Source organism: Amycolatopsis iheyensis (genome assembly GCF_024703995.1).
Lineage (GTDB): Bacteria > Actinomycetota > Actinomycetes > Mycobacteriales > Pseudonocardiaceae > Amycolatopsis > Amycolatopsis iheyensis.
The window spans coordinates 320532-337153 of the sequence record NZ_JAMXQV010000009.1; the positions used below are offsets into that span (position 1 = coordinate 320532).

At 74.3% G+C, this 16622-nt stretch carries 8 protein-coding genes; 6 read left to right on the forward strand and 2 right to left on the reverse strand.

Features of this window, described 5'->3' with window-relative positions:
- Nucleotides 1–58 precede the first annotated feature (58 nt).
- Nucleotides 59–1111: an aldose epimerase family protein gene (locus tag M8542_RS20350; RefSeq protein ID WP_257921786.1), complete on the reverse strand. Its 1053-nt coding sequence runs from the start codon at nucleotides 1109–1111 to the stop codon at nucleotides 59–61.
- A gap of 70 nt (nucleotides 1112–1181) precedes the next feature.
- Nucleotides 1182–2411 carry a PucR family transcriptional regulator gene (locus M8542_RS20355; protein ID WP_257921787.1) on the reverse strand — a complete coding sequence of 410 codons (1230 nt, stop codon included), beginning with the start codon at nucleotides 2409–2411 and terminating at the stop codon, nucleotides 1182–1184.
- Between the two features lie 244 nt (nucleotides 2412–2655).
- On the opposite strand from M8542_RS20355, the gene M8542_RS20360 reads away from it, so the two are divergent.
- From M8542_RS20360 to M8542_RS20385, 6 genes are all read left to right on the forward strand, one after another.
- Entirely contained in the window at nucleotides 2656–4653 is a 1998-nt protein-coding gene (locus M8542_RS20360) for an MMPL family transporter (protein WP_257921788.1), read from the forward strand.
- Nucleotides 4650–6029, forward strand: coding sequence for an MFS transporter (locus tag M8542_RS20365; RefSeq protein WP_257921789.1), 1380 nt, complete (start codon nucleotides 4650–4652; stop codon nucleotides 6027–6029). The genes M8542_RS20360 and M8542_RS20365 overlap by 4 nt, the downstream gene beginning before the upstream one ends.
- A 92-nt stretch (nucleotides 6030–6121) precedes the next feature.
- The gene (locus M8542_RS20370; RefSeq protein ID WP_257921790.1) at nucleotides 6122–7834 is read left to right on the forward strand and encodes a fatty acyl-AMP ligase; all 1713 of its coding nucleotides are present in this window, start codon (nucleotides 6122–6124) and stop codon (nucleotides 7832–7834) included.
- Nucleotides 7831–14037, forward strand: coding sequence for a type I polyketide synthase (locus M8542_RS20375; protein WP_257921791.1), 6207 nt, complete (start codon nucleotides 7831–7833; stop codon nucleotides 14035–14037). Before M8542_RS20370 ends, M8542_RS20375 begins: the two co-directional genes overlap by 4 nt.
- On the forward strand, nucleotides 14037–15614 hold the full coding sequence (locus tag M8542_RS20380) for an acyl-CoA carboxylase subunit beta (RefSeq protein WP_257921792.1): 1578 nt from the start codon (nucleotides 14037–14039) through the stop codon (nucleotides 15612–15614). Before M8542_RS20375 ends, M8542_RS20380 begins: the two co-directional genes overlap by 1 nt.
- A 10-nt stretch (nucleotides 15615–15624) precedes the next feature.
- The gene (locus M8542_RS20385; RefSeq protein WP_257921793.1) at nucleotides 15625–16596 is read left to right on the forward strand and encodes an alpha/beta hydrolase; all 972 of its coding nucleotides are present in this window, start codon (nucleotides 15625–15627) and stop codon (nucleotides 16594–16596) included.
- Nucleotides 16597–16622: the final 26 nt, after the last annotated feature.

Genomic DNA, 16622 nt, shown 5'->3' on the forward strand with positions numbered 1-16622 from the left:
GGGCGAGGGTAACGGCGATCGGCGCCCGCGACCGCCCGGTTGTCGCGCACGCCACCGCTCAGCCCGCCGGCGGGCCGTCCGCCGTCGTCAGCTCGTACTCCGTCTCCTGCCGGTAGACCTCGCCCGGCCGCAGCACCGTGCTCGGGAAGTCCGGCCGGTTCGGCGAGTCCGGGAAGTGCTGGGCCTCCAGCGCGAACCCGGCGCCACTCCCCAGGTCCGCCGTGAGGTGGTTGCCCGAATAGAACTGCACGCCCGGTTCCGTCGTCCGCATCGTCAGCAGCCGCCCCGAAACCGGGTCCCACGCCTGCGCCGCGAGGCGGCCGTCCAGCACCCAGTTGTGGTCGTAGCCACCGGCGATCGCCAGCTGCCGGTCGGGCGCACCCAGCCGCGCGCCGATCCGCGTCGCCTGGCGGAAGTCGAACGGCGTGCCCTCGACCGGCGCGACCTCGCCCGGGATCAGGTTCTCGTCGGTCGGGCAGTACCGCGCGGCGGGGATCCGCAGCCAGTGCCCGTGGACGTCGCCGGCGCCGGCGCCGGCCAGGTTCCAGTACGTGTGGTTGGTCAGGTTGACCACCGTCGGCGCGTCGGTGCTCGCGCGGTAGCCGATGCTCAGGCGGCCGGGCGCCACCAGGCGGTACGTCACTTCGGTCGTCAGCGTGCCCGGGTAGCCCTGGTCGCCGTCCGGGCTGCGCAACCTCAGCCGCAGGCCGCCGGGGACCTCGGCCGCCGACCAGACGCGCGTGTCGAAGCCGGCCGGGCCGCCGTGCAGGCTGTTCTTCCCGTCGTTCACCGGCACCCGGTGCAGGACGCCGTCGAGGGTGAACGCGCCGCCGGCGATGCGGTTGGCGTACCGGCCGATCAGCGCGCCCAGGAAGACCCGCGCCGCGCCCGGCCGGTTGTTCTCGACGTAGCCCTCGAGCGTGGGGAAGCCCAGCACGACCTCGCCCGGCTCGCCGGACCGGTCCGGCGCTTCGAGCGACTGGACGACACCTCCGTAGTCCAGGAGGCGCACGGTGAGCCCGCCGGGCCAGGCGAGGGTGTAGCGGTGGACGTCGGTGTCGCCGACGCGCCCGAAGAGCTCGCGGCGCGAAGTGGGCAGAGATGACGTCATCGGTGAGTCCTCCAGCACGCTGTTAGCGCTAACAGCATGCCGGAACCTTAAGTTCGGGCCCACTGCACGGTCAAGAGCCGGGCTGGGTGCCGAGGATCTGGTGCGCCCGCAACGCCATCTGGATCTCCAGCCGCTGCGCCGGATCCGCCAGCCGGTCGCCGAAGAGGCCGCTCAGCTGGCTGACGCGGTACCGGACCGTCTGCGGGTGGATGCCCAGCGCCTGCGCGATGTCCGGGGTGTTCCCGTTGTGCTCCAGCCAGCTCAGCAACGTCTCGGCCAGCCGGACCTGCTGCTTGACCGTCAGCCCCGCGAACGGCGCGAGGGTCTTCGCGGACAGCTCGTCCAGCAGGAACCGGTCGAGCAGCAGCCAGTGCGTGGCGAGGTGGTCGGCCGTGTGCGTGACGGCCCGGTCGCCGACCAGGCCGGCCCGCACCAGGTCGAGCGTGCGCCGGGCCCAGCGCGCCGACGTCGCCGCGTCGGCCGGGCGGACGCGGGGGCCGACCGCCGCCCGCCAGCCCGGCAGCCGGCTCTCCAGCCCGCGCAGGTCGCGGTCCGGGTTCGGGGTCAGCAGGCAGGGTTCGGTGCCTTCGAGGTCGAGCAGGACGTCGTCGGCGACCTGCGGGGCCGGCGTCTGGTGCTGGTCGGTCCGCGGGTCGAGCGCGACGACCGTGACCCACTCGGGCAGCGTCCACTGCGCGGCCTTCGCCATCGTCGCGATCGTCGCCGGCGACGACGGCGGGCTGGCCAGCAGCAGTTCGAGCAGCCGGCGGCGACGGCGTTCGAGCGTGCCGGTCGCCATCGCCTGCGCCAGCGTGTACCCCTCGACCGAATGCGACGAAATCTCTTCCACGTAGGCGAAAATCGCTTCCGCGCCGACGCACAGCACGGCCGAAGGGAAGCGGTGGGCCTGCCCGAGCTCGGCGACGTACCGCCACGCCGCGCGCCCGCCCGCGCGGTAGGCGGCCTGCAGTGAGTTCAGGCTGCCGCCGTCATGGTGAACGCGCTTTCCCACCTCCACGAACAACTGCGGCCACGGGTCCTCTGTGGACTCGACGCCGTCGATGCTGTCGATGCAGCTGACCACCGCCTGTTCGATCGCCAGCACGATCATCTTGCCGAACTCGCCCTCGAGCGGTTTCGCGTATTCGGGCACGGCCCGCTGGATCTCTTCGAGGATCCGCCGGGCGAGCGGGTCGGCGTGCGGCCGGAACCGCCGCGCGAGCTCGGTCGGCAGGGAACACCACAGCTGCTGCGCCCGGCCGGTGCCCCGCGGGTGCGGAACGGTGATCGTCCGGGTCATGGGCGCCCCTTTCCGCGTCGTCGCGAAGGTCATGTACTCACACGGAAACGAGATTGGCAACCACGACCACCGGCTTCTGTCACGCGCGGGACAACGGCGGCGCGCGAGATTGTCACGCGTCCGACAAGCGGCGGAACACTCACTGCGGCAAGGGTTTTCGCGAACCGATTTGTGAGCCGGGACGGTATCTTCGCGCCGGTTTCCGTTGTTAGCGTGATCGTCCACGCACGCGGGAGGAGGCCGGATGACGAAAATCGTTTCGTGGTGCTTCCGCCGCGCCGGCGTGGTCGTCGCGCTGTGGCTGGCCGCGCTGGCCGGGCTCGGGCTCGCGGCACTGCACACCGGCGCGGACTTCCGCGACACGGTCGACCTGCCCGCCGCGGACAGCACCGCGGCGGCGCACCTGCTGCGCGGCGCGGGGGCGGGCGGCGCCGAAGAACGCGTTGTCGCCCACTCGCCGGACGGCCCGATCGACGCCGGCCCGGGGCGCGCCCGGCTCGACGCGCTCGCCGCCCGCCTGACCACGCTCCCGCACGTCGTGGCCGTCGACCCGCCACCCGGGCTGGTCTCCGCCGACCACCGGACCGCCGTGCTGGCCGTCCGGTTCGACGCGCCCGCGGCGGACCTGGGCCAGGGCACCGCCGACGCGCTCGCGACGGTCGTCCGCGACGCGGGCGGCCTCACCGCCGGGGCCGCCGGCGAACTGGCTTCGATGACGGCCGCCGCGCCCGACCTGGGCAACGCCGGGATCGGCCTGCTCGCCGCGGCCCTCGTGCTGCTGGTGACGTTCCGGTCGACGGCCTGCGTGCTGCTGCCGGTGCTCACCGCGGCGGTGTCGGTCGGGTGCGCGCTCGCCGTCGTCACGCTCCTTTCGCACGTGCTGACCGTGCCGAAGATCAGCACCGAGATTGCCGCGCTGCTGGGCCTCGGCGTCGGCGTCGACTACGCGCTGTTCGTGCTCACCCGCTACCGGCAGGGCCGCCGCGAAGGCGCGGATCCCGAGCCCGCGCTGGCCGCCGCGGCGGCGACGTCCGGCCGCAGCGTCGTCTTCGCCGGGGTCACCGTCTGCGTCTCGCTGGCCGGCCTGCTCACCGTCGGCCTGCCGTTCCTCGACGGGATCGCCGTCGCCGCCGCGGTTTCGGTGCTGCTGACGGCGGCGGCCGCGCTGACCCTGCTGCCCGCACTGCTGCGCCCGGCGGCCCGGCGGATGCGGGTGCGGGCGGACGGGAGCGGCCGCCGCTGGGCGAGCTTCGCGCGCTCGGTGACCGCGCGACCGGGGCCGTACACCCTCGCCGCGCTGCTGGTCGTGGCCGTGCTCGCGCTGCCGATGACCGGGCTGCGGCTGGGCGTCCCCGACGCCGCTCTCGACCCGCCCGGCAGCGTCACGAAGACCGCCGCCGGGCTCCTGGACGCCGGGTTCGGGCCCGGTGCGGGCGCGCCGCTGCTGGTGGTGGGCACCGGCGACGCCTCGCTGGGCACGCTGCGGGAAGCCCTGCTGGCCCGGGCGGACGTCGGCCCGCCCACCGCGTTGCCCGGCGGCTGGCTGCTCACCCTCACCCCGCGGACCGCGCCGGACGACCCGGCCACGGCCGAGCTGCTGACCTGGACGCGCACGATGGCCACGACGATCGGCGGCCCGGACACGCACGTCGGCGGGCTGGTGGCCACCCGCGCCGACTTCTCCGCGGCGATCACCGCGCGGCTGCCGCTGTTCCTCACCAGTGTCGTCGGGATTTCGGTGCTGCTGCTCGCGTGGGTGTTCCGCAGCGTGCTGATCCCGCTGACCGCGGCCGCGATGAACCTCCTGACGGCGGCGGCCACCACCGGTGCGGTCGTGTTCGCCTTCGGCGGGCCGATCGAGCCGTACCTGCCGGTGTTCCTGTTCGCCGGGCTGTTCGGGCTGTCGATGGACTACGAGGTCTTCCTGATCGCCCGGATCCAGGAAGGCTGGCGGCGCCACCGCGACACGCGCGCCGCCGTGGTCGACGGCATCGCGGCGACCGGGCGGACCATCACCGCGGCCGCGCTGATCATGGCTCTGGTGTTCGCGGCCTTCGCGTTCGTCGACGCCCGGGTGGTGCGGGAGGCGGGTGTCGGGCTGACGGTCGCGGTGCTGCTCGACGCCGTCGTGGTCCGGTGCGTGCTCGTGCCGGCGGTGATGGCGCGGTTCGGTGCGGCCAACTGGTGGTTCCCGCGGCGGCGGGCCGCGGGGACGCGCGAACTGGTGGGGAGCGCGCGATGACCGGGCGGACCCTCGTGCTGATCGGGCTGGGCGCGTTCATCACCACGCTGGACAACACCATCGTCGCTGCGGGCGCGCCGTCGATCGCCCGCGACCTCGCGCTCGACCTCGGGGCGCTGCAATGGGTCGCGCTCGGCTACATGCTCCCGTTCGCGGGGCTGCTGCTGGTCGCCGGCGCGCTGGTCGACCGCTGGGGCCGCCGGGCGACGCTGCTGGGCGGGCTGCTCGCGTTCGGTCTCGGCGCCGCCGTCGGCGGGTTCGCGAGCTCGCTGTCGCTGCTGGTCGCCGCGCGCGTGCTGCAGGGACTGGCGGCGGCGTTCGTGGTGCCGGGCCTGCTGAGCCTGCTGCGGGTGAACCTCGACGCCCGCGGCCGGACGATCGGCGCGGCGGTGTGGACGGCGTGCCTCGCGGCCGCGCTGGCACTCGGCCCGGCGCTGGGCGGCGTGCTGAGCGGATCGCTCGGCTGGGGCTGGATCTTCTTCGTCAACCTCCCGTTCGTGGCGGTGATGCTCCTGCTGGTGCCGGTCGTCACCCGGCCCGGACGCGGGCCGATCGGCCCGCGTCCGGCGGTCGCGGCCATGACCGTCGCGACCGCGAGCCTGGTCCTGGTCACCGCGGCACTGGTCGAACTCGGCACCCGGCCGCGCACCGGCGTCGCGTTGCTCGGCACGGGAACCGTGCTCGGGCTGGTCTTCGTCCTGCGGGAACGACGTGCCCGGGCGCCGTTGGTCCCCCCGGAGCTGCTCGGCGCCAGGGCCTTCACCGGTGCGCTGGCCGTGCAGGTCCTGTGGGGACTCGGGGTTTCCGGTGTCTTCTTCTTCACCCCCTTGCTGCACCAGGAGTTCCTCGGGCTCGGTCCGGTCGCGGCGGGTCTGCCGCTGGCGCTGGTGGCGGTCGCGGTGATCGCCGCGACTCCCGCGGTCCCGTGGGCGGTGCGGACGTTCGGTCCTCATCGGACGGTCGCGGCCGGGCTGGTCGTGGTCGCCGCCGGCCTGCTCGCGCTGGCCGCGGTGAACCACGTGCCGGCCCTCGTCCCGCGCATCCCGGGGATGGCGCTGATCGGCGCCGGTTCGGCGTTCACCGTCCCGCTGACCTCCCACACGCTGGAGGCTGTGGCCGAACGGCACGCCGGTTCGGCGTCCGGACTGCTCACCGTCTCGCGCGAAGTGTCGAGTGCGCTGGGGGTCGCGCTGGTCGGGGCGGTGCTGACGACCGTGCGCGGGCTGCGCCTCGACGCGGGCGCACCGGCCGGTCGGGCGCTGGCCGGCGGGTACACCGCCGGGCTGCTCGCCGCGGCCGCGCTCACGGCCGCCGGCGCGCTGCTGGCCGTGCGGTACCGGACCTCGTCCCGGGGTGACAAACACGCGGTCCCGTAGTCCGTTTTCCGGTGAGCAAAGGAAAGCACTCGATTGACAACCCGCCGGGAGCAGCTGTTCACTGCGCCGGTAAACGCTATCTGCGAGGAGCCATGGAAACCCTTTCCCAGCCGGTTCCCTTCACTGGCGAAACTTCCGGCGACACCGAGTCCTTCGCGACCCTGCTCGGCCGGTGGGCGCGCGTCCTCGGCGACGAGGTCGCGGTGACCCACCTCGACCACCGCACGGTCGCGGACGGCCGCGCGGTTTCGCTCACCTGGCGCGAGCTCGACGAGCGGGTCGGCGCCGTGGCCGCGCGCCTGCTCGAGATCGCCGCGCCGGGGGAGCGGGCCGCGGTCCTCGTCGGACAGTCGGTCGACTACGTCGTCGCGTTCCTCGGGGCGATCCGGGCCGGGCTGGTCGCGGTGCCGCTGTTCGCGCCGGGCCTGCCCGGGCACGCGGGCCGGCTGGCCGCGACCTTCGCCGACTGCGCCCCGCGCGTCGCGCTCACCACGACCGACGACTTCGACGTCGTCCGCGAGTTCGCGGCCGAGCTGCCGGTGATCGCCGTCGACGCGCTCCCTCCGGCCGGAACCCGGGACTGGGCCGCGCTCGATCCCGACGCGCCGGCGTACCTGCAGTACACCTCGGGCTCCACGCGCTCGCCCGCCGGAGTCGTGCTGACGCACCGGAACGTGCTCGCCAACGCGCGTCAGGCGTGTGCCGCCTACGGCGCGGAAGCCCGCACCACGTCGACGGTCAGCTGGCTGCCGCTGTTCCACGACATGGGCCTGATCCTCGGCATCGGCGCGCCGATGATCGCCGGCATGGCGTCGGTGCTCATGGACCCCCTGGCGTTCCTGGAGCGGCCCGCGCGGTGGCTGCGCGCGCTGTCGGCGAGTCCCGGCGCGATCAGCGCGGCGCCCAACTTCGCCTACGCCTACTGCGCTTCCCGCGTGACGGAGGCCGAGAAGAGCTACCTGGAGCTGAGCCGCGTCGTCTCGCTGATCAACGGCAGCGAGCCGGTGCTGCCGGCCACCATCGCGAAGTTCCAGGACGCCTTCGCCGAATGCGGGCTGCGGCCGGAGGCCCACCGGTCGTCCTACGGGCTGGCCGAAGCCACCGTGTTCGTCTCGGTCACCGACGCCGGCCGGCCGCCCCGCCAGGTCACCTTCGACCGCGACCGGCTCGCCGCCGGGCGCGCGGTGCCCGCCGGGTCCGGCACGACGCTGGTTTCGTGCGGGCGTCCGGTCGGGCAGCGGGTGCGGATCGCCGACCCGGCGACCGGCGAGGAGGCCGGGCCGGGCGAGGTCGGGGAGATCCGGGTGAGCGGCCCGAACGTCGGCCGCGGCTACTGGGGCCGGCCGTCGGCGTCGACGTTCGGCCTGCCGCCGCTGGACCCGGACACCGGCGAGGGCTGGCTCGCGACCGGGGACCTCGGCGTGGTGGTCGAGGGCGAGCTGTTCGTCACCGGCCGGCTGAAGGACCTGGTCGTCGTCGATGGCCGCAACCACTACCCGCAGGACATCGAGCAGACGGTCGAAGCACACGCGGGGGTCCGGCCGCACTCGGCCGCTGCCTTCGCGATCAGCGGCGACGACGGGGAAGCCGCCGTGGTGGTGCTCGAACGCGCCAAGGACGCGCAAGTGGACATCGCCGCGGTGACCGCCGCGCTGCGGGCGGCGGTGTCGGCCACGCATGGCCTGCGCCTGCACGACGTCGTCTTCCTGGCCCCGGGCGAAGTGCCGCGCACCTCCAGCGGCAAGATCAGCCGGGCGGCCTGCCGTCAGTCCTACCTGGACGGTGCGCTGGGGCGGCTCGCATGAACGTCCGGGCCTGGCTGACCGAGCGGCTCGGCGCGGTGGACCCCGACCGGCCCCTGCAGGAGCTCGGACTGTCCTCACGGGACGCGTCCGGGCTGGCCGCCGACCTGGGCCGGTTCGTGGGCCGGCCGCTCCCGGTGACCCTGGTGTGGCAGTACCCGACGATCAACGCGCTCGCGGCGTATCTGTCCACAGGGGACTCACCGGCCGCCCCGCTGCCCGAGCGCGTGGCCGAGGAGCCGATCGCGATCATCGGCCTGGGCTGCCGCCTGCCGGGCGGGATCGACTCGCCCGCCGCGTTCTGGCGGTTCCTCGAGTCCGGCGGCGACGGCATCGGCGAGGTTCCCGAAGGCCGCTGGGAGACGTTCGCCGCCGCGGCGGACTTCGCCGGGGTGCCGCCGCGTGGCGGGTTCCTCGACGACGTCGCCGGATTCGACGCGGCGTTCTTCGGCATCACCCCGCGCGAGGCCGAGGCCATGGACCCGCAGCAGCGGATCCTCCTGGAAGTCGCCTGGGCGGCGCTGGAGCACGCCGGGATCCCGCCGGCCGGCCTGCGCGGGAGCCGGACCGGGGTGTTCGTCGGGTTGTCGGCCACCGAGTACGGCTCGCTGACGATGACCGACGTCGCGGGCGTGGACGTCTGGTCCGGCACGGGCGCGGCGGCGAGCATCGCCGCCAACCGGCTGTCGTACCTGCTGGACCTGCGCGGACCGAGCCTGACGCTCGACACCGCGTGTTCCTCGTCGCTGGTCGCGGTGCACCAGGCCGTGCAGAGCCTGCGCCGCGGCGAGAGCGAGACGGCGCTCGCCGCGGGGGTGAACGTCCTGCTCTCGCCGGGCATCACGGCCGGCTTCCACCGCGCGGGCGTGCTCGCGGCCGACGGCCGCTGCAAGCCCTTCGACGCCGCGGCCGACGGCATCGCCCGCGGCGAGGGCTGCGGGGTCCTCGTGCTCAAGCCGCTGCGTGCGGCCCGGCGGGCCGGCGACCGGGTGCTGGCGGTGATCCGCGGCAGCGCGGTGAACTCCGACGGCCGGTCCAACGGCCTGACCGCGCCCAACCCGGAGGCCCAGGCGGCCCTGCTGCGCGAGGCGTACGCGACCTCGGGCGTGGATCCGTCCTCTGTGGACTACGTGGAGGCGCACGGCACCGGCACCCCGCTCGGGGACCCGTTGGAGGCGGGCGCGTTGACGTCGGTGCTCGGGCGCGAACGCGGGCGGCCGCTGCTGCTGGGGTCGGTGAAGAGCAACCTGGGACACCTCGAAGGCGCGGCGGGGATCGCCGGGCTGCTGAAGGTCGTGCTGGCCATGACCCACCGGCGGATCCCGCCGAGCCTGCACTTCCACGCGCCGAACCCGCACATCGACTTCTCGGGGCTGCGGGTGGTGGCCGGGCCGACGGACTGGCCGCGTTACTCGGGCACCGCGCGAGCCGGGGTCTCGGCGTTCGGTTTCGGCGGCACGAACGCGCATGTGGTGGTGGAGGAGTGGCCGGCGGCGTCCTTTCCACCGCGGGGCGGGGAGGACGAGTCGCCGCAGGTGTTCGCGCTCTCGGCCCGGTCCGGGGAAGCGCTGCGGACGCGGGCCGGGGAACTGGCCGAGTGGCTCGAAGCTGGCTCGGCGCCGCCCGGGCTGGTGGCTTCGACGCTGGCACACCGGCGGGAGCACCTGCCGGTCCGCGGTGCGGTGGTCGGTGCGGGAAGCGCGGAGGTGGCCGAAGGGCTGCGGGAGCTGGCCGCCGGCCGGGGCCTGACCGGTGCGGGCAAGCCCGCCGCCGAGCCGAGTGTCGTCTTCGTGTTCTCCGGCTACGGTTCCCAGTGGTCCGGCATGGGCCGGCTGTTCCTGCGCTCCGAACCCGCGTTCCGCGCCGAGGTCGACACGCTCGATCCCGTCTTCCACGCCGAAACCGGCACCTCTCTCACCGACCTCCTCGAGCACGACCTGCCCGACCTGGCCGCCACCCAGCTCGCCCTCCTCGGCATGCAGCTCGCGCTGGCCGGGCTCTGGCGCGCCCACGGCGTCACGCCCGCGGCGGTCCTCGGCCACTCCATGGGCGAGGTCGCCGCCGCGGTCGTGGCCGGGGCGCTCACCGTCGCCGACGGGTTGCGCGTCATGAGCACCCGCGCGCGGCTGCTCACCGAACTCGACCAGAGCGGCGACGGCGCGATGGCCGTGGTCGAGCTGAGTCCCGCCGAGCTGGCGGAGTTCCCGGACGTCACCGTCGCGGTCTACGCCTCACCCACCCAGTGCACGGTCAGCGGCGCCGCCGACCAGGTCGAAGCGGTCGTGACGCACGCCGAACGCCAAGGCCGGCTCGCGCGCCGGCTGCCGGTCGGCGGGGCCGGGCACTCCGCCGCCGTCGACGCGGTGCTCGGGCGGTTCCGGGCCGAGCTGCGGATCGAGCCCGGCACGGCCGAACTTCCCTGCTACACCAGCGTTCTCGACGACCCCCGGGAGACCCCGGCCTTCGACACGGAGTACTGGGCCGCGAACCTCCGCCGTCCGGTCCGGTTCAGCCAGGCACTCACCGCCGCCGTCGCCGACGGGCACACCGTTTTCGTCGAGGTCTCACCGCACCCGGTGGCCGCGATGGACCAGACCGTCGGCGGCCAGGCACTCTGCCTGCCTTCGGCCGGCCGGCGTGTCGACGAACGGACCGCGTTCCTCACCAGCCTGGCCCGCCTGCACGTCCACGGCCGCGACCACCTCCTCGCCGCGCGGCCCCGCGGCGAGCTGGTCGAGCTGCCCGGACCGGTCTGGCGGCACGAGCGGTTCTGGCCCCGGCCGCTCACTCGCGGCACCGGCGCACATCCGCTCCTGGGTGTCCACATCGAACAGCCCGGCGGGCGGACCCACCTCTGGCGTGGCGACGTCGGCACCGCGAACCTGCCCTGGCTCGCCGACCACACCGTGCGGGACACGCCGGTCTTCCCGGCCACCAGCTTCCTCGAACTGGCCCTCGCCGCCGGCGAGGGCACCGTGCGCGACCTCGAACTGCGCGAGGTCCTCCCGCTGGCCGAGCACACCGAGGTGACGACCAGCCGCACCGGCGCGGAGCTGAGCGTGCACGCCAAGACCGCCCAGGGCGACTGGGTCCGGCACGCCACCGCGCGGATCGAGCCCGGTGGCACCCCGTCGGAGCCGTTCGGCGAGACGACCGGTGAGCCTCTCGACCTGTACCGCGTCCTGGCCGGCCTCGGTCAGGACTACGGCCCCGCCTTCCGCGGCTTGCACACCGTGGTCGCCGCCGAGGGACGCGCGTCGGCGGCGATCACGCCACCCGCGAGCGACCACCCCGCCTACCGGCTGCACCCCGCTCTCGCCGACGCCTGCCTGCACGCGCTGGCCGCCGCCGTCGGGGACGCGGACGCCCTCTACCTGCCGCTCACCATCGGCGCGGTGGTGCTCGCCGGCGAACCGAGGCGGGGTGTGCGCGTGGACGCGGTCCTGACCTCGAAGGACCCGTCCGGTGACGGCTTGCTCGGCAGCGTTCAGCTCGTCGACGCCGACGACGTCGTGCTGGTGGAGTTCCGCGACGTCTACTGCCGCCGCTTCCGGGACATCGCCCTCGAACGGCTGCTGTTCGAGGCCGCTTGGCAGCCCGCCGACCTGCCGGCCGCGCCGGAGCGGGCCGAGCGCTGGATCGTGCTGTCCGAAGAGGACGACGACCTCGTCACCGCCCGCCTCGGCGACCGGGCCGCCCTGGCCGGTGCGGCGACCGCCGTCGTGGTCCTGCTGGGTGGCGCCGCCACGCCGGATCCCGACCGGTCGGCACGGCTGGTCGGGACGCTGTCCGCGGTCGTCGCCGAGCTGGCCGAGAAGGCCGAGCCGCCCAGGTTGTGGCTGGTCAGCGCCGGCGCCCAGAGCGTCGAGCCCGGCGAACCGGGCGATCCCGGCCTGGCCGCGCTGCGTGGGTTCGTGCGCGTGCTCGCTTTCGAACACCCCGAACTGCGGGTGAGCCTGGTCGACTTCGACGCCGGCCCGGACCCGGCGCGGCTGTGGGTCGGCCAGCTGCGTGACGAGGTCCGCGCCGACGGCCCGGACGACGAAGTGGCCTGGCGCGAGGGCGTCCGGCACACCCGCCGACTGGTCCGCCCGGAGCTCGGCGACCCGGTGCGCGAGCCGGTCCGCGACGGCGCCTACGTCATCACCGGTGGCCTCGGCGGCCTCGGGCTGGTGGCGGCGAAGTGGCTGGCCGAGCGCGGGGCGACGCGGGTGGTGCTCAACAGCCGCCGCGAAGCCGACCCCGGGGACCTGGGGATCGACGTCCGCGTCGTGCCCGGCGACATCGCCGCGCCCGGCACGGCCGAGGCGCTGGTCGCGGCCGCCGTCGCCGGAGGCGTGCCGCTGCGCGGGGTGCTGCACGCCGCCGGTGTCCTGTCCGACGGCGCCGCGATCAGCCTCGACGCCGGCGCGCTCGACGCCGTCTGGCGGCCGAAGGCGCTGGGCGCCTGGCGGCTGCACGAGGCGACCGCCGGCCACGACCTCGACTGGTGGCTGGTGTACTCCTCGGCCGCCGCGTTGTTCGGCTCGCCCGGGCAGGCCGCCTACGCGACCGCGAACGCCTGGACCGACGCGCTGGTCGCGTGGCGGCGCGCGCAGGGGCTCCCGGCCTCGACGATCGGCTGGGGCGCCTGGGGCGAGGCCGGCGCCGCGGCCGGGTCGCGCAACCCCGTGCTCGAACCCCTCGGCACCCAGGAAGCGCTCTCGGCGCTGGACGCCGTCCTGGCCTGTGACCGCGTGGCGACCGGCATCGCCCGCGTCAACGCCGAGACCGTGCTGGAACTGTTCCCCGGCCTGGCCGAGCGGCCGTTCTTCGGCATCTTCGCGCCGCGGGCCACGGCGTCCACTTGGGACGGAATGGCCGCGTTGCGGGCGAAGCCACCGGAAGCGGCCCGGAAGGCGATCGCCGATCACCTGGCCGGGCTCGTCGCGGGCCTGCTCGGGTACGCCGAGCTCGACCGGGACGTCCCGCTGACCCGGCTCGGCCTCGACTCGCTGTCGGCGATGCGGGCCCGGGGCGCGGTGGAACGCGAGTTCGGCCTGCCGCTGCCGATCCCGCTGCTGCTGCGCGGCGCCAGCCTGACCGAGCTCGCCGAGCACCTCGCCGACCAAGCCGGCTTCGAGCCACGGGCGGCCGGCGAAGCGGTGGCCGCCGGACCTCGGGACCCCGCCGAACGCTGGGTCGCGCGGCACTGGCAGACCGTCCTGGGCGGCCCGGAACCCCGGGTGCACGACGACTTCTTCGCCGTCGGCGGCGACGCCGGCAGCGCGGCCCGGCTGCGGGCGCTCTTCGCGGAGCAGCTCGGCGCGGTGCCCGCCGTGGACCGGCTGTTCGCGACGCCGACGGTCGCCGCGCTGGCCGACCAGCTGCGCGCCGAGCTCGAAGGCCACGGCGGCGGCCCGGTGCGGCTGCTGCGCGACGGCGTCGCCGACCCGGTGTTCCTCTTCCACCCGGCCGGCGGTCCGACCAGCGTGTACCGCGAGCTCGTCCGCCTGCTGCCGGAGGGGCAGCCGGTCTACGGGTTCGAGCGGATCGACGACGAAGACACCGTCGAAGCCAAAGCCACCTGCTACGTCGAGCTGATCCGGGAGATCCAGCCCCACGGCCCGTACCGGCTGGGTGGCTGGTCGTTCGGCGGCTGCCTCGCCTACGAGACGGCCCGCCGGCTGACCGCGGCCGGCGAACCGGTCGAGCTGGTCTTCCTGATCGACACGATCCTGCCGCTGCCCACGCCGGGGAAGCCGACGGGCGAGCTGCTGCTGGAACGCTTCGACCGGTTCGCCGAGCACGTCTCGCGGACCTACGGCGTGTCCTTCGAGATCCCGCGCGACGAGCTGGCCGGGCTGACCGAGGACGCCCAGATCCGCCGGGTCATGGACCGGCTGACCGAGCGGGTGCCCGACCTGGGCGCCGGTGTCCTCAAGCACCAGTACGAGTCCTATGTGGACGCCCGGGTCGCCGAGCGGTACACCCCGGCCGACTACGCCGGGCCGGTGGTGCTGCTGCGTGCCCGGGATCCGCACCCGCTGACGACCACTTTGGACCCGCGGTACCTGCGCACCGACGACACCCTCGGCTGGGACGCCCACTGCGGCGCGCTCGAAGTCGTGCCGGTGCCCGGCGACCACGTCTCGATGATCGACCCGCCGCACGTCGCGGCGCTGGCCTCGGCGCTCGCCGACCGGCTGGGAGTGGGGGTGCGGTGATGGACGAGCTGGTGCCGGCCACGGCGTTCCGGATCGCCGACCTGGCCGCCCGCCAGGACGAAGTCGTCCGGATCGCGGAGAAGCGGGCCATCGACCGGCAGCACGCCAAGGGGAAGCTGACCGCACGCGAGCGGATCGGGCTGCTGCTCGACCCGGGGTCCTTCGTGGAGCTCGACCAGTTCGCCCGGCACCGCTGCGCCGAGTTCGGGATGGACGCCAACCGGCCCTACGGCGACGGCGTCGTCACCGGGCACGGCACCGTCGACGGCCGCCAGATCTGCGTGTTCTCCCAGGACTTCAGCGTTTTCGGCGGCAGCATGGGCGAGGCGTCGGGCGAGAAGGTCCTCAAGGTGATGGACCTGGCGATGAGCATCGGCTGCCCGGTCGTCGGGATCAACGACTCCGGCGGCGCGCGCATCCAGGAAGGCGTCGTCTCACTCGCGTACTACGCCGAGCTCGGCCGCCGCAACGCCCACGCCTCCGGGGTCATCCCGCAGATCTCGATGATCATGGGCCCGTGCGCGGGCGGCGCGGTGTACGCCCCGGCGATCACCGACTTCACCGTGATGGTCGAGGAAACCTCGCACATGTTCGTCACCGGCCCCGACGTCGTGCGCGCGGTCACCGGCGAGCGGGTCACCGCGCAGGAGCTGGGCGGCGCGGTCGTGCAGAGCGAGATCGCCGGCAACGCCCACCACCGGGCCGCCGACGAGGAGGACGCCATCGAGTGGGTGCAGACGCTGCTCGCGTACCTGCCGGCCAACAACCTCGAGCTGCCCCCGGAGTACGCCGACGACACCGAAGCCGTCGTCACCCCGGCCGACCTCGCGCTCGACCGGCTGGTGCCCGACTCGCCGAACCAGACCTACGACATGGCCGAGCTGGTCGCCGCGCTGGTCGACGACGGCGAGTACACCGAAGTGCACAGTGCCTTCGCGCCCAACATGATCTGCGCGTTCGGCCGGGTCCAGGGCCGCACGGTCGGCGTCGTGGCGAACCAGCCGCGGCACCAGGCCGGCGTGCTCGACATCGACGCGTCCGAAAAGGCCGCCCGGTTCGTGCGCTTCTGCGACGCCTTCGGCATCCCGCTGCTCACCCTCGCCGACGTCCCCGGCTACCTGCCGGGCACGGACCAGGAGCGCGGCGGGATCATCCGTCGCGGCGCCAAGCTGATCTACGCCTACTCCGAGGCGACGGTGCCGAAGGTGACCGTGGTCGTGCGCAAAGCCTACGGCGGCGGCTACGCGGTGATGGGGTCCAAGCACCTCGGCGCCGACGTCACCATGGCCTGGCCGACCGCGGAGATCGCGGTGATGGGCGCGGAAGGCGCGGTGCAGGTGCTGCACCGCCGCGAGCTGGCCGAGCTGCCGCCGCAACGACGCGCGGCCGTCCACCGGCGGCTCACCGAGGAGTACCGCGAACGCCACGGCGGCCCGTACCTCGCCGCCGAACGCGGCTACATCGACCAGGTCGTCACGCCGTCGCAGACCCGGCTGCAAGTGGCGCGGGCCCTGCGGACGCTGCGCACCAAACGCCAGACCCTGCCGGCGAAGAAGCACGGGAACATCCCCCTGTAAGGAGAATCCGATGAGAGCCGCCCTGCTGATGCTGGCCGTGCTGGTCCTGGTCGCCACCGGCGTCACCGCCGCCCACGCGGCGAGCCCGGCCGTGGCCGACGACGGCGCCAAGGTCGTCCAGGAGACCTGGCTCGACGCCCGGACGGTCGACCTGAAGATCGACTCCCCGGCCCTGGGCACGACCGGGATGGTCCGGCTCATCGTGCCGGCCGGCTGGGCGGCGCAGCCCTCGCGCACGTGGCCGGTGCTGTTCCTGCTGCACGGCTGCTGCGAGCCGGTCGACTACAAGTCGTGGGACCAGTTCACCGACGTGAAGGCGTTCACCGCGAACAAGGACGCGCTCGTCGTGATGCCGACCGACGGGGCTGCCGGGATGTACACGAAGTGGTGGAACTTCGGGCTGTCGAGCAAGCCCGACTGGGACACCTTCCACACCGCGGAGGTCCGTCAGATCGTCGAGCGCGGCTACCACGGCGGCACGCGCCGGGCGATCGCCGGCCTGTCGATCGGCGGCTACGGCGCGATGGCGTACGCCTTCCAGCACAAGGGGATGTTCGGCGCGGCGGCGTCGTACTCCGGCGTGCCGAACACGCTCTACCCGGGCATCCCGGTGTGGATCATCGGCATCCTGGCCCGCGCCGGGATCTTCAACTACCTGAACCTGTGGGGCGACTCCTTCGGGATGCAGCCGATCTGGTCCTCGCACAACCCCTACGACCACATCCAGGACCTGCGCGGCACGGCGCTCTACCTCTCCTGCGGCAACGGGCAGACCGGGCCGCTCGACCCGCCCGGGCAGTCCGACGTGCTGGAGCCCTCGGCCCTGTTGTCCTCCCAGAGTTTCACGGATCGGCTGCGGTCGGCCGGCATCCCGGCGACCGTCGACTACTACGGGCCCGGCACCCACAGCTGGCCCTACTGGCAGCGCGCGCTGCACCAGTCCTGGCCGGTCCTGGCCGGGGGCCTCGGTCTCCCGGCCTGAACGCAGTTCCCTTCCCCGATGGAGGT